The organism is Metabacillus sediminilitoris (assembly GCF_009720625.1).
GTDB classification, from domain to species: Bacteria; Bacillota; Bacilli; order Bacillales; family Bacillaceae; genus Metabacillus; species Metabacillus sediminilitoris.
Genome location: NZ_CP046266.1, coordinates 538,165 through 562,500 on the forward strand (window position 1 = coordinate 538,165; position 24,336 = coordinate 562,500).

The window sequence follows — 24,336 nt, forward strand, 5'->3', positions numbered from 1 at the left end:
ATGGAAGTCTCGCTATAACTATAGACAATCTATTATCTAATAAGATGGGAGATGTTTTATTTGAAAATTCGTAAAGCAATTATTCCTGCTGCCGGTTTGGGAACTCGATTTCTTCCTGCCACAAAGGCACAGCCAAAGGAAATGCTGCCAATTGTAGACAAACCCACTATTCAATATATTGTCGAAGAAGCAATTCGATCTGGTATTGAAGATATCCTTATCATAAGCGGTCGCGGAAAGCGAGCGATAGAGGATCACTTTGATAAATCATATGAGTTAGAAGAAACTCTATTAAAAAAAGAAAAGTATGACAGATTAGCAGAAATCCAGGCAATTTCAAATCTTGCAAACATCCATTATATTCGTCAAAAGGAGCCTCTTGGATTAGGCCATGCCATTCATTGTGCGAGTAGTTTTATCGGAAACGAACCTTTTGCGGTGCTGCTAGGAGACGACATCGTGAAAGCAGAAACTCCTTGTCTTAAGCAATTAATTGACGTTTTTGACAAATATCAAACCTCTGTTCTAGGAGTTCAGGATGTAGATCGTAATGAAGTGTCCAAGTATGGAATTATAAATCCTCTTTCAAATAAATCGTTAGAAGAAGGTGTACTATCTCTTTCTTCAGTTGTAGAAAAGCCAGCTATTGATGAGGCGCCTTCAAATTATGCTATTATGGGACGCTATATCCTTACACCGGATATTTTTGATATTTTAGCAACTTTATCACCAGGGGCAGGCAATGAAATTCAATTAACTGATGCTATTGAAAAATTAAACGAAAAAGAAACTGTATTAGCGTACAATTTTTCTGGAAAGCGCTATGATGTCGGAGATAAATTTGGATTCGTCAAAGCAACAATTGATTTTGCATTAGAAAGACCTGATTTAAGTGCGGATGTGAAAACATACTTACGAGATGTAGTAATGGCAAATGATCCTATTCCTTCTTAAAGATACCCGGTTTATTAAAAGAAAAACGATTAGACTCCGTTGATGGCAACAAACAACGGTTAATTAGTATGTCAGCATCGTAAATAAGTTCATTTTAGAAATTCTATCAAAGGAGGAGTTTTTAATGAAAATTGCGATTATCGGAACAGGCTATGTAGGATTGGTGACAGGTGTAGCTTTGTCTGAAATAGGTCACAACGTCACTTGTATTGATATTAACCCCGAAAAGATCGAACTTCTTGCAAAAGGGATTTCACCCATTTATGAACCGGGTTTAGAGGAATTGATGGTAAAAAACATTGAGATTGGAAATCTTCAATTTACTTCAAATCATATTATCGGATTGAAGGATGCTGAAGTTGTTTATATAGCTGTAGGTACTCCACAAGGAGAAGATGGCGCAGCAGACCTTTCTTATATTTTCCAAGCTGCTCGAGATATTGGCCAAAACATTACCCGCGATGTTGTTGTTGTGACAAAAAGCACAGTTCCACTAGGTACGAACTATAAAGTGAAAGAATTAGTTTTATTAAATCTACAAGGAAATCACAGTGTCGAAGTCGTCTCAAATCCTGAATTCTTACGAGAAGGGTCAGCTGTTTATGATTCTTTCAATGGAGATCGGATTGTCATCGGAGCAGATAATCCAGAGGCTGCTAACTTAATAGAAGAAGTGAATATACCTTTTGGTCTTCCGATTATAAAAACAAGTATTAGTAGCGCAGAGATGATTAAATACGCAGCAAATGCATTTTTAGCAACGAAAATTTCTTTCATCAATGAAATTGCTAATCTATCTGAAAAAGTTGGTGCGGATATTAGTGAAGTTGCGAAAGGAATTGGTCAAGATGAACGGATCGGTTCGAAATTCCTTAATGCCGGCATTGGTTTTGGCGGTTCTTGCTTCCCGAAAGATACAAAGGCATTACTTAAAATTTCCGAAGAAGTTGATCATGATTTCCATCTCATTAAATCTGTTATCGATATTAATGAAAAACAAAAGATTAACCTCGTGGAAAAAGCCAAAGAACGCTTCGGGTCACTTAAAGGAAAACGAATTTCCCTGCTTGGTCTTGCATTTAAACCGGATACGGATGATATGCGCGAGGCAGCTTCAATTAGTGTTGCTAGAAATTTAATAGATGAAGGTGCTGAAGTGATTGGATATGATCCAATTGCCATTGAAAATGCCAAGAAAGTCCTCCCAGAATCTGTTACATATGTTAACTATATTGAAGATGCGATTAAACAGTCAGATATCGTCTTCCTTTTAACAGATTGGAAGGAGATTGTTGAAAAAGCATTAATCCTATCAAGTCTCTTTATGGATCAACCGATTATCTTTGATGGTCGTAACTGTTATACAGTAGAAGCTGCAAAAAAATACCATGTTGAATATATCTCAATCGGCAGGGAACCTGTTATTCCGGATGGTAAAAAAGAGAGCAAAACATCACTTGTTGCATCTTTTTAATCATAAAAATTTAGCATTAATACAGTCAAAAAATCTTAATTTCGAAAGGGTGTAAATAATGAAAAAAGTAACATCTGCTCTTTTAGTAACTGCTTTAGCTGTTAGTGTAACTGGACAAGTTTCTGCAGAGGAAATCAAACAACCTGCGCCAATTGTACAAAATGTTGATGTAAATAATCTTTGGAAGCAAATTGACACATTTCAAGCAACAGTTGTCCTTCAAGATGAAAAGTACAAAGTTACTTACGATGACAATGATGGAATCGTTCATGTGAAAATTAAGAAGGAAACAGGTAAAGAGGAGATAGAGGTAACAGGTCAGGAAGCAAGCGACAAAGTCGTTGAATTTGTAAAAGACCTTGATTTATCAAAAAACCTAAGCAAGGAAGAAGTGATTAATCGCCTTTCAGCTGCTTTAGGTGTTGAACCTTCAGAAGTAGAAAAAGCGGATGCAGATATCACACTAACAAATCATGCAAGTGTATCATTCTCCTACAAACAAGGGGAAAAAACACAAGTAATCAATCCTTATGAGCTTCAAAAGCTAGACGCTAAACTTGAAGCGAAAGATGGAAGCTTTTATCACATTCGCTTTTTATTAAACAAAAATGGTATCCAAGCATTAGTGAAGGAAAAGACTGAAGAGGGCTTAAAAACATTTAAAGGTACTGCTGCACTTGAAGAAATTCATCGTATAAAAGATGGTCTTATCCCAGCAAATGATACAACTTGGAATGGATATTTAGACCAAGTATCGGATGTACTAGGTGTAGAAGTAACAGATATTACAAAAGCGGATCTTAAAGTTCAATTTGCTAATAATACAAAAGTAGATGTGGATTTTAACAGATAAATAATAGGTAAGGCGGCTTCCTGGTTGGAAGCCGTTTTTGGGTGTTTGTTGGTATACTTTCATTTCGCTACTATATTTTCGATTTTCGCTTATATATCAAATATCGCTGTTAAATCGTCCTAACGTGACTTAATAGAGGAGGAGATGTCTTGATCAACCTCTTTTAAGTTTTGTATGGTTTTAAGCACAGACTGATTATTGTCTTTTAATACATTTTTATATGTCTGACCAATCTCTTCTAACAGGTTATTTATTTCATTTAATTTTGTAACAACATCTAATTCATTCCCGCTTGCCACATCTTTCGCTAAAGTAGTTTCAAAAGCATCTGCTGCAGCTTCCATTTTAGAGACCGCATCTTCAACATCTCCATAACGAATTTTCATTTCCTGGCTCATCGTTGTTCAGCCCTTTCTCTTCTTCTTTCCATTTCAATTCGCGCTTTTTCAGCTGCAATACTACTTTGTAAGGACTGAATTTCGGCATGAATTGCTTCGATTTTATTTTCAATCGTCGTTAATGCGTTGTTCAATTGTGTTTGTGAAATATCTTTGTAGGAAAAAGAAAGGTCTTCTCGAATCTCTTCAAATTTAGTGGCTAATGTTCCTTGCCACGTAGTTGAGGTAAGTTCTGGGTCTTTAATGAACTTTTGATGTTGAATAAATTCCGATTGCAAACCGTCTAACTTTGAGACGCAATTTTGTAATCGAATTAACTGTTCCTTTTTTTCACTTAGTTGTGATTGCAAATATGATAAATAGGACAATGTTTTCAGCCCCTTATTATTTGTTTGGTCTAGTTATTATGGTATCAAATGGAAATGGATTGTATAAATAGGTAAAATCTCATAAATTTCAAGGAGCGTGAGACTTTATAATTAGCTTGCTATTACTTGTATATCGAATATCGCTGATATATTTAAAATTCCGCTGATATATCTTGAAAATCGCTGATATATTCAGATTTTCGCTGATATATCGGAAATATCGCTGAAATTGCAATTGAAAGGAGGAGATTACAATCTTGAAGACGAAGTAGAAAAGGAGTACAAATGTGGGAGTGATGCTATGATTGTAAAAGAACGCGAAAAACCTATTTTGCTGGAACATCTAGAGGCACTGATTAGACGTTTGCATCATGATCAACAGAAACGTAGGCATGTTTTAGAGGATTATAATAAGAAGTTAAGCGGATATAAGGGAGAGTTAGCGATAAATTATCCTTTAAGCTTTCTTCGCGAAGACCAATACTTTATTTTGCATGATGTAAGACTTTTTGATGGTTGTCATTTTTTTCAAATGGACACATTGATTGTTTCGAAGAAGTTTTTTCTTATTATTGAAGTGAAAAATATTGCGGGTACACTCACTTTTGATTCAGATTCCCATCAGTTAGTCCGTACAACAGAAGAGAAGGAAGAGGCATTTCCCCATCCTGTTAATCAAGTGTTACGTCATCGAATGCAGCTTAAAAATTGGCTTGATAATAACGATTGCCCCTCGATCCCGATTGAAACCTTAGTTGTCATCGCAAATGAACGCTCCATCATTAAAACTGCAAACCAACATACATTCCCCAAGCAAGTGATTCCAGCCTATATGATTCCAAATAAAATATTCGAGCTAGAGAAGAAATATTCTAATGAAAAGATAGACGAGCTAGATATGATCATAGGTGCTCTACTTGAAGATCATGTTCCTCTCACTCCTAATCCTTTGAAAAAGTATCAAATTCAACCATCATTAGATCTTGTAAAAGGTGTACAGTGTCCATCTTGTTTAAAGTTCCCAATGAATCGAATTCATGGAAAATGGCTGTGCATGAAATGTGAGGTGAAATCAGAGAATGCGCACCTTCTTGCTTTAAAAGATTATTCTCTTTTGATTCATTCTACAATAAGCAACAAAGAGGCAAGGGAGTATTTACATGTTCTTTCACATGATGTGGTTAAAAGATTATTTCAGACAATCGGTTTAGAGACTGTAGGAATGAACAAAGGAAGGAAGTATAAATTGAGTATAGGAGTGCTGAATAGTCTGTTAGAAAAGGGAAGATCGACTTGATATATCAGCGAACGCTGATATATTTTGAACTTCGCTGATATATTCAAAAAAATCGCTGATATCTTCGGAATTTCGCTGATATAATTATAAAATCGCTGATATATTCAGAATTTCGCCGATATACATCCTCCGCCGCACTTCCTAATTCAACTGCAGCACTTTTAATGTTATGATCGGACTAACTTCATATATAGAAGCAGGTGAAAAAATGGCGATTATTACAAAAATTACTTCTCAAAAACACACTGATGATCGATATAATATTTTTATAGATGATGGTAAGGGAGAAAAATTTGCTTTTAGTGTTGATCAGGACGTTCTCATACGATTTCAGCTTAAAAAAGGTAAAGAGCTTGATGAATTCGAGATTCTTGATATTCAATATGGGGATGCGGTAAAGAAGGCGTATAATAAAGCTATAGAATATTTGAGCTATCGCATGCGCTCCATTAAGGAAGTGGAAGACCATTTACGTAAAAAAGAATACAATGACGCGATTATTCACGAAGTCATTTTAAAGCTGAAAGAATATAAATATGTGGATGATCTAGAGTTTGCAAAAGCTTTTGTGAAAACACATTGGCAAACAAATGGAAAAGGGCCAAGTGTAATTAAACGGGAGCTTGCCGGCAAAGGCATTGAACAAGCAATGATCGAACAAGCCTTAGTCCAATATGATCAAGAGGCTCAAATAGAAGAAGCAATCAATCATGCTGAAAAAGTACTGAAAAAAAACAACAATCTTTCAACAGTACAGCTAAAGCAAAAGATCGAGCAGCATTTAATGAGGAAAGGTTTTTCTTATTCGGTGATTTCTATTGCCTTAGAAGAAGTGTCCGTTGAACAGGATGAATCTGAAGAATGGATGGCCCTGCAAAAACATGCTGAAAAGGCAAAAAAGAAATATCAGAATGAAGAACCTTATCAATATAAAATGAAAATGAAGCAGTTTTTATACAGAAAAGGGTTTGAGATCGAATTAATTGAACGATATTTAGACGAACATTAAAGGATAGCAGGGGGATAATGAAAGTGAATCAAAAACGTTATAGTGAAATGTCAGAATTTGAATTAACGAATGAAATTGCTACTCTTAAAGAGAAGGCACGTAAAGCGGAACAGCTTGGTATTGTTAATGAATTTGCTGTATTAGAACGAAAAATTACAATGGCTAAATCATATACGCTGAATCCAAATCACTATAAACCAGAAGAAGTATATGAGATCGAAGGAGCACCAGGCGAATCATTTAAAATTAATTATATGAACGGGATCTTTGCATGGGGCTATCGTTTATCAAGCCCAAATGTGGAAGAAGCCTTACCAATTGCAATGTTAATGAAGGAAAAGTAAAATAAGCAGACTGCCCTAAATAGGGACAGTCTCTTTTAAAAATTACGCTTGCTTTCTAGTTTGTCTTTTTAGAATGATGTTATGCTGAGTTAGTTGTGTTTGCCCATTAACTTGAGACTGCGCATGCTTCGGATTAGCCCAAGGCTGATTAAATGGATTAGAATAGAGATTATCATAAAAACTTTTTTTCTGATTTGAACCCATTCGAAAGCACCTCCGCAAGTTTGTAGAAGCGTATTAAGAGTAAGGATTTTCACGGTTACCAGACGCTCTCATCCGTTCCTGCGGATGAGTATTAGTGGTACCATCTGCTCGTTTAGAAGCATATTCTGCTTTAGCTCTTGGTTCGCCTTCCAACTTGTTGTTGTTCAGATTGGGAAATCCTTTAGCTTTATTGCGCAACACAATCCCTCCAAATCATCATTAGCTTCTTAAAAAGAAGCGTACTTATAGTATGGTTGCTTTAAGGTAAAATATTAATAGCGAATCCTTCCTAGAGGTGAGAATAATGGAAATCTACTTTGAACGATTAACGAATGAATTATTAAGTAAAAACAAAAGCATGTCTTATACTCAAGCAAGAACATGGATTGAATTACTTTGGGAAGATTTTGAATCCACTCATGCAAAAACAGGCAAAGAATATCGTGGGAAAGAAGTAACAGAACAAGTCGTAAGACAGTTGATCACACATTACGGTGATAAGCTTCACGAATTTATTGCTACAAATCCAAAATATAGTCATTTATTAAATAGTGATGATGGTGTAAAGCATTAAATAAACGTTTGTTTAAATTGGCTTTATACACGCCCGACATGACAATGCTGGATGTATTCATTAATCATGTTTCGAAAAAAGGCTGATTCCTTAAGGATCAGCCTTTACATTTACTCTGGTATTAATTCAAGCTTTTTACGAAGTTTTTCTTCACTAAAGATCCAGCCAGTGTATGAGCTTACAATGTTTAAATCCTGATCAAGCTGTACGATTGCGACAAAAGGATAGTAACCTTTGCTGCGGTAACGTAAGTCAATAAAGCGAACTTCATAATGATCTGTATACTCATCGACTTCCCAGCGATAGACAGGTGAAAAGGAAAGAAAAGCGGAAATGTTGTCATCCTTTTCTGCTGCTCGTATAATGTCTGTTTGGGGAACAGGTATACGTTCAAATTCATCTAAAAGGATGATTTCCCCATTTTCTGATCTTGCTACATGAAAACTTGTCTTTGTCATGATCGCAATATGCCATTTGCGAAATCTCATTGTTGGTGAAATGATTACTTGTTCAATGTGAGGCAGTAGCTTATGCAGCTTATGAACGATATTCCTTTTCATCATGATTCGAACCACGTAGTAGCCAATTAGCACGAGATATACACCTAAAAAAGTATAACCAGGGTGACCACCTATCAACCAAATGGAAATACCAACGAGATGTGCGATAAAAATAAATGGATCAAATGTATTAATAATGCCCAGCGCAATCCATTTTTTTGTAAATGGTCTTAAAGCTTGGGTACCATATGCATTGAAGATATCAACAAAAACATGGAGGACAATAGCAAGTAATGTCCATAAATATAAATGGAGCAAATTACTTTCAGGTAGAAAAATGGTAATCATACCTGTTATTAAAATTGACCATAAAAAGATCGCTGGGATGGAATGGGTGATTCCTCGATGATTTCGAATATATTTCGCATTATTTCTAAGTTTTAAAATGGTATCAAGATCAGGTGCCTGCGATCCAATGAGTGCACCAAGCATCACGGCATGTGCTGTTGGATTATCTAATCCTACAGCTGGATCTAATGTTGATAATCCACCTAATGCAATACCCATCACGACATGTGTTCCAGTATCCAAGAAATGTACCTCCTTGTATTTACTCGAATGAAATAAAATTCAATTGTATTTATATGTGAGCATTCGTTTAAATGTAACATTTTTAGTTTCTCTGCTTTATTAATCGTGAGTCATGTACTATCCTAATAAAAGCAACTTGAACTCTATATCCTTATTCTCTATTTTCCCAATTATCATGGAAATTAACTACCGGAGGAAAAAACAACATGGTTTACGAAGAAAAAAATAAGCTTAAAAGCTTTCCAATACAGGCATTTCAACAAGATTTGATCCACTGGTATTTAGCTGAAAAAAGAGATCTGCCATGGCGTAAAGATCAGGATCCTTACAAAGTTTGGGTGTCAGAAATTATGCTTCAGCAAACTCGTGTAGATACGGTTATTCCCTATTTTACTTCATTTATAAACAAATTTCCGACAATCGATGCATTAGCTGATGCAAATGAGGAAGAAGTACTAAAAGCATGGGAAGGACTTGGATACTATTCACGGGTACGAAATCTTCAAGCGGCTGTAAAAGAAGTAAAAGAAAGCTATGGGGGAGTAGTACCGAAATCTCCAGAAGAAATTTCAAAATTAAAAGGGGTTGGACCATATACAAAGGGGGCCATTTTAAGTATTGCCTACAATATTCCCGAGCCTGCCGTTGATGGAAATGTCATGAGGGTTCTATCAAGAATCTTATCAATATGGGAAGATATTGCTAAACCAAAAACAAGGAAGATTTTTGAAGATATAACATATGAACTCATTTCGAAAGATGATCCATCTTCCTTTAATCAAGCGCTAATGGAGCTTGGGGCATTAATTTGTACGCCAACTTCGCCATCGTGCTTATTATGTCCGGTACGAGAGCATTGTTCTGCTTTTGAAGAAGGAGTTCAGACTGAACTGCCGATAAAAAGTAAGAAAAAGAAACCGAAACCGTTACAAATAACAGCCGCTGTTTTATATGATGCAAATGGGAATGTCTATATTCATAAACGGCCATCAACAGGATTGCTCGCCAATCTTTGGGAACATCCAAATGTTGAAGTAAATGCTGAAGTAGGAAAACCATATCGGGAACAACTTTCAGATTATTTGCAATCAGAATATCATGCAAAGGTTGAGTTGTCTGAATTAGCCGGGACAGTAGAACATATTTTTTCACATTTAATTTGGAACATCTCTATTTATTTTGGAGAGTTAAAAAATACTCCAAATCAAATGCTCGTTTCTTTAACAGAAGAGGAATTAAACAAATATGCATTTCCAGTATCACATCAGAAAATATATCAAATATTTAAAGGGTCTGCCCTCAATGTATAGAGGGCAGATTGGAACTTAATCATATTGCATTTTTGAACCATGTGTATAATCGGCTTCATTTCGGCTTATTCCGCCGCGTGAAGTGATTTCTTCTACAATTTCTCTATGAATGGTTTGCCCTTCAACGTTTAAATAAGGGACAACCTGTTGAAGAGAATGATGGAAAAAAGCAAGCTCAGAATCTTCCCACTCTTTCTTTGAAATCATAGACAACTCTGTCATATCACGACCAACATACATGAATGATCCTCCTAACTAAATGGGCCAATATTTAACGTGTTATGAGAGAAAACTTTTTATTCATAGGAGCTTTACTAAATCCATAAGTTCAAACGAACTATTAGAGGAAAATCCCTAATAAAAGTTTCACTATTCCCCACATTAACGGGCAGTAAAAAAGATATGTGTGGAAAATAATGCTTTTTCCGCTAACTGCCCGTAAATGTCTGATTAAGTTCAACTAACTATTAGGGGGAAAATCACCCCCTAATAGAAGTTTCACTATTCCCCACATTAACGGGCAGTAAAAAGATATGTGGGGAAAGTAATTCTGTTTCCGCTAACTGCCCGTAAATGTCCGATTATTAGGGGGGAAATCGTCCCCTAATAGAAGTTTCACTATTCCCCACATTAACGGGCAGTAAAAAGATATGTGGGGAAAGTAATTCTGTTTCCGCTAACTGCCCGTAAATGTCCGATTAAGTTCAACTAACTATTAGGGGGGAAATCGTCCCCTAATAGAAGTTTCACTATAGTATCTGATACAATATATTCATCTATTCGATTGTTTACATATAAGGAGATGACAAAATGAGCCAACAAAATAAGGTAGCACTCATTACAGGAAGTAGTCGTGGAATTGGAAAGGCCGCAGCGATTCGTTTAGCTGAGAAAGGCTATGATATCGTAGTCAATTATGCGCGCAGTAAATCGGCTGCATTAGAGGTAGTTGAAGAGATTGAGAAGCTTGGTGTTAAGGCTGTGGCGATTAAAGCAAATGTAGGGAAGCCGGAAAAAATTAAAGAGCTTTTTGCACAAATTGATGAACAGTTTGGAAGACTTGATGTTTTAGTTAGTAATGCTGCATCAGGTGTCCAAAAACCGGCAATGGAGCTTGAAGAAAGTCATTGGGACTGGACGATGAATATTAACAGCAAAGCCCTTCTTTTTTGTGCACAAGAAGCTGCAAAGCTTATGGAAAGAAACGGTGGAGGCTTTATCGTAAGTACAAGTTCACTTGGATCAATCCGTTATCTTGAAAATTACACAACTGTTGGAGTTTCGAAGGCAGCGCTTGAAGCGTTAACTAGATATTTAGCTGTTGAATTGTCACCGAAAAACATTATTGTTAATGCAGTATCAGGTGGAGCTGTTGATACAGATGCACTTAAGCATTTTCCTAATCGTGATGAACTATTGGAAGATGCAAGAAAAAATACACCAGCAGGAAGAATGGTTGAAATTGAAGACATGGTCAATGCCATTGAGTTCTTTGTTTCTGAAAAAGCATCGATGGTTAGAGGACAAACCCTTATTGTTGACGGGGGTCGCTCGTTGCTCGTGTAATTTTTAAAAACTTTTATAAATTTTTGGGATAGAAAATTCACCTCCTGGACAATCTATATTTCGTGGAGGTGATATAAAATGGCAAACAACAACTTTCAACCAGGAAAATCATCAGCAGGTACTAACATCCAACAAGTAAGACAACAAAACGCTCAATCAGCACAAGCTGGTGCAGGAGCAGCAGGTGCTGCAGGTGCTGGTCAATTTGGCACTGAATTCGCTAGTGAAACAAATGCTCAAGAAGTAAGACAACAAAACCAACAAGCTGAAGCTAAAAAGAACCAAAATTCTTAATTAGCTACTTTAAAGACACTTCTCCAAAACGGGAGAGGTGTCTTTTTTTGGAACGAAATGCTTTTAAGGTTTAAAAAGGAAAAAGAAGTGAAATACTACCCATATAATACCAAGAGACAAACCCTGCTTATTCATAAAAATTAGCATACGACAAAACTTCCGTTTCCTCTACATAAGTAGTCAAAGGAAAGTTAGCTATTACGGAGAATTTAACATTAATAGAATTTATATTTCTCTTTAACAGAAAGGAGAGGAACAGATGAATTTTGAACAGCTTGTAGGTGAACAGCTAAAAACAATGGATAAGTTATTATATTTGCAATCAGAAATTGAAAGATGTCTGGATATTAAAAAACAATTAATTGCCCTACAGGATGAAGCAAAGGTACTTTCTGTTCAGGAGGAAATTGAGCAGATGAAAATAGAGTTAAACAGGATACAAGAAGTATTCGAGCAACAAACAGAAGAGGTTATTCGAACATATGAAAACCAACGTTTTGAAACTGTATCATGAATGGCAAAAAGGGGGGGTCATTTCTTATTGAAATGACTCTTTTATTTTCTTTTTTTATACACAAAAGGTATAATGAGAACAAAATATATTTCGAGATGACGTTTGTGAGACAAAAGAGTTCACGAAGCCAACTTGTGAAAGAAGGAGAGAACAATGGGTATTCCCAGGGAAGGAGACAAAATCCAAATACATAGCTATAAGCATAATGGGTTCATTCACAGAATCTGGGAGGAATCTACCGTTCTAAAAGGTTCACAACATTGCATAATTGGTGGCAATGATCGTACTGTCGTGACTGAATCTGACGGAAGAACATGGATAACAAGAGAGCCGGCCATCTGTTATTTTCATGCAAGACATTGGTTTAATATTATCGGTATGCTAAGAGAAGATGGTGTTTATTATTATTGTAATATTAGTTCACCATTTGTTTTTGACGATGAAGCTCTGAAATATATTGACTATGATCTTGATGTGAAGGTATTTCCTGATATGACTTATACGATATTGGATGAAGATGAATACGAACAGCACAGTAAGCAAATGAACTATCCGGAAGTAATCGATCTTATTTTAAAAAAGAATCTAGAAACATTGCTTCGTTGGATTCGGCAAAAAAAGGGTCCATTTGCACCTGAATTTATCGATCAATGGTATGAACAATACTTAACATATGTAAAATGATAGTGGCAGTAAGGGTGGCTCAGGAGTACTTCAACTGAAGGTAATGTTGAAGGCGAGATAATGGAGTCAGCCTTTTTTACATAGTAAAATAAAAGTACCGAAAACAAGAGGTAATGCGAAAAAATTAGTTTTATATGCACCGAAAATAAGAATGAAGCGCGAAAAACAGTTTTCAATACACCAAATTGTATTTATTCGGAATTCGGTCACCAAGAGGAGTTATGATACCCGGAAAATGTAAATTTTGACAATGAGATAGTACTGTGTCAAATGGATTAAGCATCGCATTCAGTATCCTGTTCATTGTAAACGAAGTTAAATGCACGAAAAACAGGGTTCAATGCACCGAAACGAAGAGAATGCACAATTAAGACTGCCACAAGCATAAGTAAACTCATTCGTAAGAAAAGTCAGCTAGTCTTATGTCAAAGGCGCTTGCGTTAAAGAAACGGGGGATATGATTGGGGTCTGTTAGACGTTATATGGCTTTTGTTAAGCCTTATAGGCTTCAGATTGTGGGAACCATTATTATAGGAATCATAAAATTCTCAATACCACTTCTTTTGCCATTACTTATTAAATATGTTGTCGATGATATCATTGGCGGTGCAGGTTCAGCTGACGAGAAATCCCGCACCTTGCTGACGATTATGGGTATCATGTTTGTTTTATTTGTAGTTGTACGCCCGCCGATTGAATATTATCGGCAATATTTTGCACAATGGGTAGGAAGTAAGATTTTATATGATATTCGTGACCAGCTTTTTACACATTTGCAAAAATTAAGCCTTCGTTATTATGCCAATACGAGAGCTGGAGAAATTATCTCACGTGTTATTAATGATGTTGAGCAAACAAAGAATTTCGTTATTACAGGATTAATGAATGTGTGGCTTGATGTGGTCACAATCATTATTGCAATTGGGATTATGATGACGATGGATATTAAGTTGACACTCGTTTCGATTGTCCTTTTTCCGTTCTATGGATTATCGGTTAAGTATTTTTATGGAAAGCTGCGTCATTTAACAAGAGTCCGTTCCCAAGCACTTGCAGAAGTACAAGGACATTTGCATGAGCGTGTCCAAGGAATGCCTGTTATAAGAAGTTTTGCAACTGAAGAATTTGAGCAGAATCAATTTGCAAAGGAAAATTCTCATTTTTTAAATAAAGCACTTGACCATACGAGTTGGAATGCGAGAACATTTGCGGTGGTGAATACCTTAACAGATATCGCCCCGCTTGTTGTGATCAGTTATGCAGGGTATCAAGTCATACATGGACAGCTATCAATTGGAACAATGGTTGCGTTTATTGCGTATATTGAACAGCTTTACGGACCGTTAAGAAGATTAATTAATTCGTCAACAACCTTAACACAGGCCTTTGCATCGATGGACCGAGTATTTGAATTTATTGACGTTCCTTATGAAGTTGTTGATAAACCGAATGCAAAGTTGGCAAGTAAGGTAAAAGGAGACGTTGAGTTTCAAAACATTTCTTTTCGCTACCAAGAAAACGAAGATCTTATCATTGAGGATCTTTCTCTGCAAATTAAAAGCGGTGAAACTGTTGCACTTGTTGGTATGAGTGGCGGGGGGAAATCAACACTTGTCAGCTTATTACCACGATTTTATGATGTGACAGCCGGAAGGATCCTGCTGGATCATATTGATATTCGAGATTATCAAACACAAAGCCTGCGCGAACAAATTGGTATGGTGCTTCAGGATACATTCTTATTTAGTAATACCGTCCGAGAAAACATTCTAATTGGGAAGCCAGATGCATCAGAAGAAGAAATCGTCGCGGCTGCAAAGGCAGCGAACGCACATGATTTTATTTTAAAATTGCCGAATGGCTATGATACAAAAGTTGGGGAGCGCGGAGTTAAGCTTTCAGGCGGACAAAAGCAAAGGGTTTCAATTGCCAGAGTCTTTTTGAAAAATCCACCTATTCTTGTTTTAGATGAGGCGACATCAGCCTTAGATTTAGAGAGCGAGCATTTAATACAGGAAGCCCTTGAAAAACTTGCTAAAGATCGAACAACCTTTATTGTGGCCCATCGCCTTTCAACCATTACTCATTCTGATAAAATCGTCTTAATTGAGGATGGGAAGGTAGTTGAAAAAGGAACACATCAAGAACTAATGGAGAAAAAGAGCCATTATTACAAGTTGTTCCAAATTCAGCAATTGGATTGAGCTGGAGGCAGTTCCCCACATAAACAAAAAATAAGGCTAGCATTCTGCTGGCCTTATTCCTCATTAATCTTAATTTCATTGTCGTCTTTGTGGAAGCTTTTGAAGCTATCAATTAACGTATTTAAATGTTCAAGATGATCGCTATAGTCAATAATAGCTGATAATAGCGGCAATAAGCTGTAAAAGCATGTTTGATCATCTTGTTCATAATATTCCATAAATGTGTCGATAAGCAGCTGTTTATTAAATTTATTTTCACTTAAAAACTCTGTTGAAGACTGAGGTTTAATTTTCCCGATAAATCTTAGCAGGGATTCCTCATGAATATAAAGCAAGATGTCTAATTCACTTTTCAACACGATTCGAAAGTGTTCCGGCATTTGATGAAGTTCATTTTCTAAGCGATGAAGCTTCTTTAATGTATCAAGTGCACGATTTGAGGTGACAATCATCTGTCTAAAAAGAACGAGCTTTCTGGATTTTGCATATGTTTCTTTTTTAAAATAATTTCGTTCCTCTTTATAATGTAAGTAGATTTGATCCAGCTTGATCATATTTTCCTTCATTTTTTCAATATCATCTTTTAACATTTTATGCTCTGATGCATGTCTTGTATTGATTCTAATCCACTTGATAATTTCCTCAGTATTTTCATTTATTTTCAAATATAGCTTTGTTTCATATTTTGGCGGCAGAAAGACTAAATTAACGATAAACGCTGATAAGATACCAAGTAAAATCGTCAAAAATCGAATGACTCCTACTTCAAGAAAATCATCACCCGTACTTTCTAATATTGCGATTACTGTTACAAGGGCAACTGAGATATTAGATTGAGATTTAAGTCTAATATTAATAGAAATCACAATAATGGCAATTAATCCAATTAATAATGGATGGGTACCAAAGAAATATCCAAATCCAATGGCTAATACTGCACCAATTATATTTGCCTGTACTTGTACGAGTAGCTCTAAATATGAACGATAGATCGTCGGCTGTATAGCAAAAATGGCTGCGATTCCAGCAAAGGCAGGAGATGGAAATTGAAAGAGTGTTGCTAAAAACAAAGCTAGTGTAATGGCAATCCCAGTTTTAAGGATGCGTGCACCTAGTTTCATGTATACTGCCTAACATCCCTTCTAAAAATCATAATTAATATTTTTGAACAATATCGTACTATACATGCTTTAGCAAATTTATACAAGATACAATTTCCCTTTTTTACATAAATTTAAAACAATCATAAATGCTGTCAAAAAAGGCGCTATTTAAGAGCGTTTACATTAGGAGATATGGAGTATTTCTACATGTTATAACTAAAAATGGGTGAATATAACAAAAGATTTGTGAAAGCAACCTTTTCTTTTATGATCAGGTTTTAATATAGTATTCCATTTTCAATAAGAAAAATGAGGCAAGGTACATTTCGTACACTTGCCTCAGGTAAAATCTATTTTTTAAGTTGACTAAACGCGTATTCAACAGCCTTTAATGTTTCTGCTACATCTTCTTTTGTATGTGCAGTGGTTAAAAACCATGCTTCATATTTTGACGGTGCCAAGTTAATTCCTTGGTGAAGCATCAGCTTAAAGAATTTTGCGAACATCTCTCCATCTGTATTTTCAGCTTGCTCATAATTAACAATTTTTTCATGTGTAAAGTAAATGGTTAGTGCACCTTTAAGTCGATTAATCGTGATTGGAATCTGATATGTATGTGCATGTTGTAAGATTCCATCTTCAAGGATTGCTCCTAGTTCGTCGAGTTTATCATACACACCTTCCTCTTTAAGAACCTCTAAGCAGGCAATTCCGGATAACATTGATGCTGGGTTGCCAGCCATCGTTCCTGCTTGATAAGCTGGTCCAAGCGGTGCGACTTGTTCCATGATTTCTTTTTTTCCACCATAAGCTCCGATCGGAAGTCCTCCGCCGATAATTTTTCCTAATGCCGTGAGATCCGGGTATACATCTAAAAGGTCTTGTGCACCGCCATACATAAAGCGAAATGCCGTGATGACTTCATCATAAATAACGAGAGCGCCTGCATCATGAACCAACTCATTCACCTTTTCTAAAAATCCGGGCTTTGGTTCAACGATTCCGAAGTTGCCGACGATTGGTTCGACTAATATGGCCGCTACTTCATTTCCCCATTTATCTAATGCTTCTTTTAACGGTTCAATTTCATTAAATGGAACAGTTATGACTTCCTGTGCGATGCTTTTTGGTACTCCCGCAGAATCTGGTGTCCCTAATGTTGATGGACCAGAGCCGGCAGCAACAAGCACAAGGTCAGAGTGTCCATGGTAGCAGCCTGCAAATTTTATGATTTTGTCACGTCCTGTATAAGCCCGTGCCACACGAATCGTAGTCATGACAGCTTCTGTCCCTGAATTTACGAAACGAACTTTATCTAATGCAGGCATTGCCTCCTTAAGCATTTTCGCAAAAGTTATTTCATGTGGTGTTGGTGTACCATAAAGAACCCCTGTTTCAGCCGCTCTGCAAATAGCCTTTGTAATATGCGGGTGTGCATGTCCGGTAATAATTGGACCATAGGCTGCTAAATAATCAATGTATTTATTGCCGTCAACATCCCAGAAATAGGCTCCATTTGCCTTTTCCATCACAACTGGTGAACCGCCGCCCACTGCCTTGTAAGAACGTGAAGGAGAGTTTACCCCGCCAACAATATGTTGTAATGCTTCTTCGTGTAATTCATTTGATTTAGTAAATTCCATAATTGCCTCCTGCTATGTATCGTAATGATTTAACATGTAGTATAATCGTCAACTGAAAGTCAAGTGACTTGGATAACTGCTTTAAAGTGCCGACTTTATTTTAACATGAAAGCTATTGCTTAATAAATTTCTATCATTTTCATGATTAAAATGCATACTAATTGTTGTTATGATGAAGATTAGATAAACTAATCGTTGTGGAGAAAAGCAGGAGGGTCGACAATGACTAATATTATTGAAGTGAAGAAATTACGAAAAGAATTTAAGTCGTACTCAAGTCGTCAAGGACTTGGCGGTGCGTTTCGCGATTTATTAAATCGTCAATATAAAATTATCCCTGCTGTGAATGATGTTTCGTTTACAGTCAAGCAGGGTGAAATGGTCGGATATATTGGGGAAAATGGGGCAGGAAAATCGACATCAATCAAAATGCTAACTGGAATCCTAACACCTACGTCTGGTGAGGTGCTTGTCAATGGAATGAATCCACATAAAGAACGGGAGCGATTTGCTCAGACAATTGGGGTTGTTTTCGGGCAGCGTTCACAGCTTTGGTGGGATATTGCCGTACAGGAATCATTTCGTCTATTAAAAAAGGTCTATAAGGTTTCAGATGCAGATTATAACGAACATATGGACCATGTTATTAAGACACTAGATATTGAACCATTGCTAGATAAGCCGGTGCGTAAGCTGTCTTTAGGACAAAGAATGAGATGTGAGCTTGCCGCTGCACTTATTCATAATCCACCGTTACTGTTTTTAGATGAACCGACAATTGGTCTTGATGTACTTGTAAAATTAAAGATCCGTCAATTTTTGAAAGAAATGAATGAGAAATATAAAACAACCATTCTATTAACCACCCATGATTTATCAGACATTGAAGCACTTTGTGAACGAGTTGTCATGCTTGATGAAGGTAAGGTTATCTATGATGGAGCGCTAGAGAAATTACGTGCTCATTGGGGCGAAGGGAAGCAAATTCAATTCCAATTTGCAGAGGAATTAATTGAAGAACAATTATTATTTTTAACAGCTGATCTTCATGTAACATGGCAAAAAACCGATAAGTTAAATGTGTGGACAGCATTAGTTCTTGATAAAGAAGCGCAAATGTCAGAGCTGATTGGGCGAATTGTCGGGGCTTATCAAATTACCGATTTAAGTGTGACGGAAATCTCAACAGAAGAAGTGATTCGCAACATTTATGAAAAAGGAGAGGCATTAACAAGCTGAGGTGGACTATGGACAAATATATTGAAATGATTAGGATCCGCTTTTTAATGATGCTTGCATATCGTACAAATTATTATAGCGGGATCCTCATCTACAGCATTAACATTGGAGCGTATTACTTTTTGTGGACTGCCATTTATGGTGGAAAAGAATCAATTGAAGGCCTATCTGTTGTTCAGATGACTTCATATATAGCTGTTTCATGGATGGCACGGGCTTTTTATTTTAATAATATTGATCGTGAAATAGCTTTGGAGATTAAAGAAGGAAAAGTCGCCGTAGAATTAATTAGGCCTTATAACTATTTAGGGATGAAGACAATGCAGGCGTTTGGAGAAGGGGTTTTCCGCTTAGTGTTTTTCTCATTACCAGGGATGGTGATCGTGGGACTTGTATTTCCAATGGAGTTCTCTACAAATGGAGCTACTTGGCTGTTTTTTGCTTGTTCATTAGTTTTTAGCTTTATTATTAATACCCAGATCAACTTGATTACAGGGTTGCTGACGTTTTTCTTATTTAATAATGATGGCCTAATGAGAGCAAAGCGGGTGATTATCGATCTCTTTTCTGGATTACTTTTGCCGATCAGCTTTTACCCGTTGTGGGCTCAGAATATTATGCAGTATTTTCCGTTTCAAGCAATCAGCTATATTCCAAGTATGATTTTTACTGAAGGTATAGAAGGAAATGAAGTGTTTCAAGCCATCTTATTGCAAGGCATGTGGGCAATCATATTACTCATTCCCATCCAAATGCTGTGGATTTCAGCGAAAAAACGAATGATTATTCAGGGGGGATGAGAAGATGTTTTATTTTTCAATGTTCATACAGTATGTCGGACAATATATGAAAACCAGGTTGGAATATCGTGCAGACATGGTTGTTGAATTGTTATCTGACATGCTGTTTCAAATTACAAATCTCGTATTTATTCTCGTTGTTTTCGGACATACACAATTTTTAAGCGGTTGGACTCGTGATGAAATAATCTTTATCTACGGTTTTTTCTTAGTACCATATGCGATATTTGGAGCATTTTTCAACATTTGGGATTTCAATGAGCGTTACATTGTAAAAGGAGAAATGGACCGGATTTTAACTAGACCTATACATAGCTTGTTTCAAGTTATCCTCGAACGAATGGACCTTGAATCATTGTTTGGTGCGGTTACTGGGATATTCATTATGGGGTATGCTTCCATTCAATTAGGGTTAAGTTTTCAATGGTATGACTTGCTGCTCTTTATTGTATTTGCGATTAGTGGCGCACTCGTATATGCAGGGATTTTTGTCTCCTTGGCAAGTATTGGTTTTTGGTCTGATTCCCCAACCTCCTTAATGCCGATGATGTACAATATCGGAAACTATGGACGCTACCCTGTGGATATTTATAATTCTGTTATCCGCTTTGTGTTAACTTGGATTCTTCCTTTTGCATTTGTTGGAGTGTATCCGGCTGCATTTTTTCTCGAAAAAGAAGAATGGTATGTATACTCCTTTTTAACACCAGTAATGGGGCTTGTGTTCTTTATCATTTCGGTCATTCTGTGGAATTCAGGTGTGAAAAAATATCGTGGAGCAGGTAATTAATAGAATGAAAAGAGGGCGATGTAACAATCGTTCTCTTTTTTCATTTGGAAAAAGACGTAAAACTTTAAGCGAATTGATCATCTGTTAAAGTGAATCGAATACAAGCCTGCCTGCTTGTATATATTGTACTAAGTGTCATCTTAGGCAGGTGGGGGTTAGTTGGAATTATTTTTTTGTATTTTTATCATCGTCTGTATCTTTATGAGCTTTAAGAGTGTTGTTGCTGTATGCTTCCAAAAAAACTTTTTATCTTTTGATACCATCATCATGATTACGTATTTATACTTATCACTCCTCATAGGATTTGGCATGCTCTATTTAGTTTGTATTCAAAGTAATGTTCACGTCTTAATGGAAGCAGGCATGCCAATTACTGGGGATTATTTTGACAAGTTGTTTACATCACTTTATTTCAGTGCCGTTACGTTATTTTCAGTCGGTTACGGTGATATTGTCCCAATTGGTATGGGAAGATTTCTTGCTGTCACAGAAGCATTAATCGGATATATCCTTCCAGCTGTTTTCCTCGCTCGAACCGTTATTGGAATCGAAAAATCGTAAAAGTTGTACAATTAGTGAAAGTTGGTTACGCTTAAAGAGGGAATATTTTTTTGGAGGGATTATCATGACAGTTGAAGTCGGCAGCATAGCGCCAGATTTGGAATTACTAGCTGATAATGGAGAGAAAACAAGTCTTGCAGATTATCGAGGGAAATATATTGTTTTATATTTTTACCCAAAGGATATGACACCTGGATGTACGACAGAGGCATGTGACTTTAGGGACCAGCATCAAAGCTTTGCAGACTTAAATGCAGTTATTTTAGGCGTAAGTCCTGATCCGCAGGAAAAACATCAAAAATTTAAAGAGAAGCATGATCTCCCTTTTTCACTACTAGTGGATGATGAACATAAACTAGCAGATGCTTTTGGTGTATGGAAATTAAAAAAGAATTTTGGGAAAGAGTACATGGGGATTGAACGATCCACTTTTATAATTGATCCAGATGGAAAGATTGTGAAGGAATGGAGAAAAGTAAAAGTAAAGGATCATGTACTTGAAGCTTTACAATACATTAAAGAACACCAATCTTAAATAAATAAATAAATCCTATTCGAAGATACCAACAAATTTATCGCCCATTTTTTAAAAGTAAGGCAAATGTCCAGCCAAAATAAGGGAAAATGCGTACCGTATAGGGAAGGCATTACCTCCTCAAATGTTAGCGCCGGATTTGAAGTGCGGACTCTAAGCTCCGCACTCTTTTTTATGTGATAAAAAATGAGGATATATATCTTTATACCCATATCATTTCTTTATTCTATCCAGCCTTACAGAATAAATAAAATGATGTGAACTCCCATTCTCTAAGAAAAAATATATTATTAGCATGAATCTTATTTTAATGTAAACTATATTTATATATAGAAGAATATTTGACAAAAGTCTTAGTTACAATGTACACTAATTATAAACATTATAAAGTAATAATATTTATTATAGCGAGGTGCATGGCGGATGTCTGAACATCAATTAAAAGATGCATTAGATTCACTCAAGCAAACTGGAGTACGGATCACACCGCAACGTCATGCTATACTTGAATTCTTAGTCGATTCCATGACACACCCTACAGCCGATGATATATATAAAGCATTAGAAGGAAAATTCCCTAATATGAGTGTTGCGACTGTTTATAACAACTTAAGGGTATTTCGTGAAGTTGGACTAGTAAAGGAATTAACGTATGGCGATTCATCAAGTCGCTTTGATTTTGTCACATCTGATCATTATCACTGTATTTGTGAAAAATGTGGAAAGATCGTTGATTTTCATTACCCTGGACTTGATGAAGTTGAAGCGTTAGCGGCACATGTGACTGGATTTAAAGTTAGTCATCACCGTTTAGAGATATACGGAATGTGCAACAGTTGTGAAAAAAATGAAACTCATTAAAAACAAGCTTAGTCATCAAACTAAGCTTGTTTTTTTATATTTTTTTTATAAGGACCAAAAAGGATGATTTTCAATAGATGAAGCACAATAATTCATGATGAAGGATTATACGAGAAAGCTCTTATGTGGATACTTTTTTATCTTTTTTTTATACTGCTAAACATTCTTGTTATTTTCATCCCAAAAGTCTGAGAAAAATTGAGATTTATGCTGCAACCATGTTTGCACTATTTTTTGGGACTAATACAGACCTTATACTTGGAAGGTATTTTGATCTTTATAGCTATTTTGGAAAAGGTATCGAGGCAAAAGCTTTTATCGGGCAATATTTGTATTATATCCCTATTAATATCTTGTATCTCAACTATTTTCCTCAGAATAAAGGGTTGAAAGCGAAAATTGGCTATATTCTATGCTGGACAGTCTTTTCAGTCTGGTTTGAATGGGTTGGCTGAACTAACTTCCTTTTTTAACTATACTGGATGGAAGCTCTGGTATTCTGCTCTAGCCTATCCACTTATTTTTACGATTCTTAGCTGTAATTTAAAATTGATAAAGATTTATAAAACAATAAGAACGGCTTAGCTGCAGCCGTTCTAAATTACTATGTCTTTATTTTTTTGCGATTATAATCCTCATTAAATTCTTTACCTTCTAAATCCTTGTCCAATGTTAGCGGTTCCTTACAATACATGCACATATCAACACGTCCGAGTATTTTTGTAGGCTTTTCACATGAGGGACAAATGACTTGAACCGCTTTCGTTGAAAGCATCCCAATCCAAAAATACACGACTGTACTAGCGATGATTGAAATCATACCCAGCATCATAAAAATCGTCATTACCCACATATTTGTTCGAAAGAAAACACCAACATACATAATAATGAAACCAATAAAGATTAAGCTTAAAGCAAAAGTTCTTATTTTATTTATTTTACTAGTATATTTGCGAGCCATAACAATAACCTCCCAGTTTTAATATAGCACAGGTTGCAGGGCAGATAAATTGTTAACTCAAATTAGAAATAATGTTTGTTTGTATGTTGATGTTATTTTATACTATCAGAGTTAAATTTTTAGAAAATCGCATTTGAAAAAGTATCATACTTTGCTTTAATAATGAACGGCCTTTTCTTTATGTACTCCATTATGAGATTAGAAAAGGAATTTTGCTTTAATTTGTAGAAACAATAATAAAGCCTACATATTGGAGGAATAATGATGGAAAACATTCTCCGTCCTATTTATCAAGAACGAGCAAGCCATGCAACTACATTGGCAATCATTATGATTGAAAAAAGACAGCAAATCTCCCCTACAACAGATAATTTTGATGTTGCATTACTTGTTATCGTTGATGATTCAGAACAGGAACTTTTTATTAAACATTATGAGTTTGAAAATAAAATAGCGTCTTTAACTGTTATATCAAAAGAAGAGTTAAATGATTCAATCCTATTAGGAACAAATAGAAGAATGGTTGAATGGGTGTTAAATGGGAAAGTCCTATTTGACCGAAATGAATACATAGTAGATCTAATTGATCGTTTGCGAACCTTTCCTTTTTCAGAACGTAAACTGAAAATTGGGATTGAGTATGGAAAGCTAATAAGAAGATATATAGAAGGAAAAGCATTTTTTGAATCGAAACAACTGCTTGAT

Annotated in this window: 29 protein-coding genes (1 of these 29 only partly in view); 20 read left to right on the forward strand and 9 right to left on the reverse strand. The window is 36.0% G+C overall.

The annotated features are described in order from the left end of the window. The first annotated feature begins 60 nt into the window (after positions 1 to 60). The 3 genes from galU (at position 61) to GMB29_RS02715 (ending at position 3,281) form a co-directional block, all read left to right on the forward strand. On the forward strand, positions 61 to 954 hold the full coding sequence (gene galU, locus GMB29_RS02705) for a UTP--glucose-1-phosphate uridylyltransferase GalU (RefSeq protein WP_136356028.1): 894 nt from the start codon (positions 61 to 63) through the stop codon (positions 952 to 954). A gap of 124 nt (positions 955 to 1,078) precedes the next feature. Then, complete coding sequence (locus tag GMB29_RS02710) at positions 1,079 to 2,428, forward strand: UDP-glucose dehydrogenase family protein (protein ID WP_136356030.1); 1,350 nt, start codon at positions 1,079 to 1,081, stop codon at positions 2,426 to 2,428. 58 nt (positions 2,429 to 2,486) lie between these two features. Next, on the forward strand, positions 2,487 to 3,281 hold the full coding sequence (locus GMB29_RS02715; RefSeq protein ID WP_136356032.1) for a YusW family protein: 795 nt from the start codon (positions 2,487 to 2,489) through the stop codon (positions 3,279 to 3,281). A gap of 119 nt (positions 3,282 to 3,400) precedes the next feature. Here GMB29_RS02715 and GMB29_RS02720 read toward each other — a convergent pair whose 3' ends face one another. Both GMB29_RS02720 and GMB29_RS02725 read right to left on the reverse strand, forming a co-directional pair. Then, a complete protein-coding gene (locus tag GMB29_RS02720; RefSeq protein WP_136356034.1) occupies positions 3,401 to 3,679 on the reverse strand; it encodes a DUF5344 family protein in 279 nt (92 codons plus the stop codon). Beyond that, positions 3,676 to 4,047 (reverse strand): YwqH-like family protein, encoded by a 372-nt coding sequence (locus GMB29_RS02725; RefSeq protein ID WP_168733904.1) that lies wholly within the window; start codon positions 4,045 to 4,047, stop codon positions 3,676 to 3,678. The genes GMB29_RS02720 and GMB29_RS02725 overlap by 4 nt, the downstream gene beginning before the upstream one ends. Positions 4,048 to 4,348: 301 nt before the next feature. On the opposite strand from GMB29_RS02725, the gene GMB29_RS02730 reads away from it, so the two are divergent. The 3 genes from GMB29_RS02730 (at position 4,349) to GMB29_RS02740 (ending at position 6,697) form a co-directional block, all read left to right on the forward strand. Continuing rightward, positions 4,349 to 5,344, forward strand: a complete 996-nt coding sequence (locus tag GMB29_RS02730; protein ID WP_155443823.1) for a nuclease-related domain-containing protein — start codon at positions 4,349 to 4,351, stop codon at positions 5,342 to 5,344. A gap of 208 nt (positions 5,345 to 5,552) precedes the next feature. Beyond that, positions 5,553 to 6,353, forward strand: a complete 801-nt coding sequence (recX, locus tag GMB29_RS02735; RefSeq protein ID WP_136356111.1) for a recombination regulator RecX — start codon at positions 5,553 to 5,555, stop codon at positions 6,351 to 6,353. Between the two features lie 17 nt (positions 6,354 to 6,370). After that, positions 6,371 to 6,697 (forward strand): YfhH family protein, encoded by a 327-nt coding sequence (locus GMB29_RS02740; protein WP_136356040.1) that lies wholly within the window; start codon positions 6,371 to 6,373, stop codon positions 6,695 to 6,697. A gap of 42 nt (positions 6,698 to 6,739) precedes the next feature. Here GMB29_RS02740 and GMB29_RS02745 read toward each other — a convergent pair whose 3' ends face one another. Both GMB29_RS02745 and GMB29_RS02750 read right to left on the reverse strand, forming a co-directional pair. Beyond that, positions 6,740 to 6,901: a YpzG family protein gene (locus GMB29_RS02745; RefSeq protein WP_136356042.1), complete on the reverse strand. Its 162-nt coding sequence runs from the start codon at positions 6,899 to 6,901 to the stop codon at positions 6,740 to 6,742. Between the two features lie 33 nt (positions 6,902 to 6,934). Next, entirely contained in the window at positions 6,935 to 7,099 is a 165-nt protein-coding gene (locus GMB29_RS02750; protein ID WP_136356044.1) for a small, acid-soluble spore protein K, read from the reverse strand. 106 nt (positions 7,100 to 7,205) lie between these two features. On the opposite strand from GMB29_RS02750, the gene GMB29_RS02755 reads away from it, so the two are divergent. Further along, the gene (locus GMB29_RS02755) at positions 7,206 to 7,475 is read left to right on the forward strand and encodes a YfhJ family protein (RefSeq protein WP_136356046.1); all 270 of its coding nucleotides are present in this window, start codon (positions 7,206 to 7,208) and stop codon (positions 7,473 to 7,475) included. Positions 7,476 to 7,585: 110 nt separating this feature from the next. Here the strand turns inward: GMB29_RS02755 and GMB29_RS02760 are convergent, their stop codons facing one another. Further along, complete coding sequence (locus tag GMB29_RS02760; RefSeq protein ID WP_136356048.1) at positions 7,586 to 8,566, reverse strand: metal-dependent hydrolase; 981 nt, start codon at positions 8,564 to 8,566, stop codon at positions 7,586 to 7,588. 206 nt (positions 8,567 to 8,772) lie between these two features. Between GMB29_RS02760 and mutY the strand changes: the two genes are divergently transcribed. Further along, positions 8,773 to 9,876 carry an A/G-specific adenine glycosylase gene (mutY, locus tag GMB29_RS02765; RefSeq protein WP_136356050.1) on the forward strand — a complete coding sequence of 368 codons (1,104 nt, stop codon included), beginning with the start codon at positions 8,773 to 8,775 and terminating at the stop codon, positions 9,874 to 9,876. 15 nt (positions 9,877 to 9,891) lie between these two features. Here the strand turns inward: mutY and GMB29_RS02770 are convergent, their stop codons facing one another. Next, positions 9,892 to 10,116, reverse strand: coding sequence for a hypothetical protein (locus GMB29_RS02770; protein ID WP_136356052.1), 225 nt, complete (start codon positions 10,114 to 10,116; stop codon positions 9,892 to 9,894). Positions 10,117 to 10,686: 570 nt separating this feature from the next. On the opposite strand from GMB29_RS02770, the gene fabL reads away from it, so the two are divergent. From fabL to GMB29_RS02795, 5 genes are all read left to right on the forward strand, one after another. Further along, positions 10,687 to 11,442: an enoyl-[acyl-carrier-protein] reductase FabL gene (gene fabL, locus GMB29_RS02775; RefSeq protein ID WP_136356054.1), complete on the forward strand. Its 756-nt coding sequence runs from the start codon at positions 10,687 to 10,689 to the stop codon at positions 11,440 to 11,442. A gap of 78 nt (positions 11,443 to 11,520) precedes the next feature. Continuing rightward, complete coding sequence (locus GMB29_RS02780) at positions 11,521 to 11,736, forward strand: gamma-type small acid-soluble spore protein (protein ID WP_136356056.1); 216 nt, start codon at positions 11,521 to 11,523, stop codon at positions 11,734 to 11,736. A gap of 259 nt (positions 11,737 to 11,995) precedes the next feature. Next, positions 11,996 to 12,250 (forward strand): YgaB family protein, encoded by a 255-nt coding sequence (locus GMB29_RS02785; RefSeq protein WP_136356058.1) that lies wholly within the window; start codon positions 11,996 to 11,998, stop codon positions 12,248 to 12,250. Between the two features lie 153 nt (positions 12,251 to 12,403). Further along, entirely contained in the window at positions 12,404 to 12,934 is a 531-nt protein-coding gene (gene ntdP, locus GMB29_RS02790; protein WP_136356060.1) for a nucleoside tri-diphosphate phosphatase, read from the forward strand. 461 nt (positions 12,935 to 13,395) lie between these two features. Continuing rightward, positions 13,396 to 15,138, forward strand: coding sequence for an ABC transporter ATP-binding protein (locus tag GMB29_RS02795; RefSeq protein WP_136356062.1), 1,743 nt, complete (start codon positions 13,396 to 13,398; stop codon positions 15,136 to 15,138). A gap of 53 nt (positions 15,139 to 15,191) precedes the next feature. Here GMB29_RS02795 and GMB29_RS02800 read toward each other — a convergent pair whose 3' ends face one another. Beyond that, entirely contained in the window at positions 15,192 to 16,259 is a 1,068-nt protein-coding gene (locus tag GMB29_RS02800) for an FUSC family protein (RefSeq protein WP_136356064.1), read from the reverse strand. A gap of 332 nt (positions 16,260 to 16,591) precedes the next feature. Next, positions 16,592 to 17,884, reverse strand: coding sequence for a glutamate-1-semialdehyde 2,1-aminomutase (locus GMB29_RS02805; protein WP_136356066.1), 1,293 nt, complete (start codon positions 17,882 to 17,884; stop codon positions 16,592 to 16,594). A gap of 222 nt (positions 17,885 to 18,106) precedes the next feature. On the opposite strand from GMB29_RS02805, the gene GMB29_RS02810 reads away from it, so the two are divergent. The 6 genes from GMB29_RS02810 to perR all read left to right on the forward strand — a co-directional run bounded on the left by GMB29_RS02810 (position 18,107) and on the right by perR (position 22,670). Beyond that, positions 18,107 to 19,123, forward strand: a complete 1,017-nt coding sequence (locus GMB29_RS02810) for an ABC transporter ATP-binding protein (protein WP_136356068.1) — start codon at positions 18,107 to 18,109, stop codon at positions 19,121 to 19,123. Positions 19,124 to 19,131: 8 nt separating this feature from the next. Then, complete coding sequence (locus GMB29_RS02815) at positions 19,132 to 19,923, forward strand: ABC transporter permease (RefSeq protein WP_136356070.1); 792 nt, start codon at positions 19,132 to 19,134, stop codon at positions 19,921 to 19,923. Positions 19,924 to 19,927: 4 nt separating this feature from the next. Continuing rightward, a complete protein-coding gene (locus tag GMB29_RS02820; protein ID WP_136356072.1) occupies positions 19,928 to 20,713 on the forward strand; it encodes an ABC transporter permease in 786 nt (261 codons plus the stop codon). Between the two features lie 159 nt (positions 20,714 to 20,872). After that, entirely contained in the window at positions 20,873 to 21,274 is a 402-nt protein-coding gene (locus tag GMB29_RS02825) for an ion channel (RefSeq protein ID WP_136356074.1), read from the forward strand. Between the two features lie 64 nt (positions 21,275 to 21,338). Beyond that, the gene (gene bcp, locus GMB29_RS02830; RefSeq protein WP_136356076.1) at positions 21,339 to 21,809 is read left to right on the forward strand and encodes a thioredoxin-dependent thiol peroxidase; all 471 of its coding nucleotides are present in this window, start codon (positions 21,339 to 21,341) and stop codon (positions 21,807 to 21,809) included. 423 nt (positions 21,810 to 22,232) lie between these two features. After that, positions 22,233 to 22,670: a peroxide-responsive transcriptional repressor PerR gene (perR, locus tag GMB29_RS02835; protein WP_136356078.1), complete on the forward strand. Its 438-nt coding sequence runs from the start codon at positions 22,233 to 22,235 to the stop codon at positions 22,668 to 22,670. Positions 22,671 to 23,274: 604 nt separating this feature from the next. Here perR and GMB29_RS02840 read toward each other — a convergent pair. After that, a complete protein-coding gene (locus tag GMB29_RS02840) occupies positions 23,275 to 23,631 on the reverse strand; it encodes a YgzB family protein (RefSeq protein WP_136356080.1) in 357 nt (118 codons plus the stop codon). 264 nt (positions 23,632 to 23,895) lie between these two features. On the opposite strand from GMB29_RS02840, the gene GMB29_RS02845 reads away from it, so the two are divergent. Beyond that, positions 23,896 to 24,336 carry the 5' portion of a nucleotidyltransferase-like protein gene (locus tag GMB29_RS02845; RefSeq protein ID WP_136356082.1) on the forward strand. The gene runs 432 nt beyond the window's last position, so the window shows 441 of its 873 coding nt (coding positions 1–441); the start codon lies at positions 23,896 to 23,898; the stop codon falls past the right edge of the window.

Excerpts from the sequence above, each read along its gene's own strand:
- GMB29_RS02800 (WP_136356064.1), bottom strand. The coding sequence starts at position 16,259 with ATGAAACTAGGTGCACGCATCCTTAAAACTGGGATTGCCATTACACTA.
- GMB29_RS02710 (WP_136356030.1), top strand. The coding sequence starts at position 1,079 with ATGAAAATTGCGATTATCGGAACAGGCTATGTAGGATTGGTGACAGGT.
- GMB29_RS02840 (WP_136356080.1), bottom strand. The coding sequence starts at position 23,631 with ATGGCTCGCAAATATACTAGTAAAATAAATAAAATAAGAACTTTTGCT.
- mutY (WP_136356050.1), top strand. The coding sequence starts at position 8,773 with ATGGTTTACGAAGAAAAAAATAAGCTTAAAAGCTTTCCAATACAGGCA.
- GMB29_RS02815 (WP_136356070.1), top strand. The coding sequence starts at position 19,132 with ATGGACAAATATATTGAAATGATTAGGATCCGCTTTTTAATGATGCTT.
- GMB29_RS02785 (WP_136356058.1), top strand. The coding sequence starts at position 11,996 with ATGAATTTTGAACAGCTTGTAGGTGAACAGCTAAAAACAATGGATAAG.
- recX (WP_136356111.1), top strand. The coding sequence starts at position 5,553 with ATGGCGATTATTACAAAAATTACTTCTCAAAAACACACTGATGATCGA.
- perR (WP_136356078.1), top strand. The coding sequence starts at position 22,233 with ATGTCTGAACATCAATTAAAAGATGCATTAGATTCACTCAAGCAAACT.
- GMB29_RS02770 (WP_136356052.1), bottom strand. The coding sequence starts at position 10,116 with ATGTATGTTGGTCGTGATATGACAGAGTTGTCTATGATTTCAAAGAAA.
- GMB29_RS02730 (WP_155443823.1), top strand. The coding sequence starts at position 4,349 with ATGATTGTAAAAGAACGCGAAAAACCTATTTTGCTGGAACATCTAGAG.
- GMB29_RS02755 (WP_136356046.1), top strand. The coding sequence starts at position 7,206 with ATGGAAATCTACTTTGAACGATTAACGAATGAATTATTAAGTAAAAAC.
- fabL (WP_136356054.1), top strand. The coding sequence starts at position 10,687 with ATGAGCCAACAAAATAAGGTAGCACTCATTACAGGAAGTAGTCGTGGA.
- GMB29_RS02715 (WP_136356032.1), top strand. The coding sequence starts at position 2,487 with ATGAAAAAAGTAACATCTGCTCTTTTAGTAACTGCTTTAGCTGTTAGT.
- ntdP (WP_136356060.1), top strand. The coding sequence starts at position 12,404 with ATGGGTATTCCCAGGGAAGGAGACAAAATCCAAATACATAGCTATAAG.
- bcp (WP_136356076.1), top strand. The coding sequence starts at position 21,339 with ATGACAGTTGAAGTCGGCAGCATAGCGCCAGATTTGGAATTACTAGCT.
- GMB29_RS02745 (WP_136356042.1), bottom strand. The coding sequence starts at position 6,901 with ATGGGTTCAAATCAGAAAAAAAGTTTTTATGATAATCTCTATTCTAAT.
- GMB29_RS02780 (WP_136356056.1), top strand. The coding sequence starts at position 11,521 with ATGGCAAACAACAACTTTCAACCAGGAAAATCATCAGCAGGTACTAAC.
- GMB29_RS02805 (WP_136356066.1), bottom strand. The coding sequence starts at position 17,884 with ATGGAATTTACTAAATCAAATGAATTACACGAAGAAGCATTACAACAT.
- GMB29_RS02820 (WP_136356072.1), top strand. The coding sequence starts at position 19,928 with ATGTTTTATTTTTCAATGTTCATACAGTATGTCGGACAATATATGAAA.
- GMB29_RS02720 (WP_136356034.1), bottom strand. The coding sequence starts at position 3,679 with ATGAGCCAGGAAATGAAAATTCGTTATGGAGATGTTGAAGATGCGGTC.
- GMB29_RS02810 (WP_136356068.1), top strand. The coding sequence starts at position 18,107 with ATGACTAATATTATTGAAGTGAAGAAATTACGAAAAGAATTTAAGTCG.
- GMB29_RS02740 (WP_136356040.1), top strand. The coding sequence starts at position 6,371 with ATGAAAGTGAATCAAAAACGTTATAGTGAAATGTCAGAATTTGAATTA.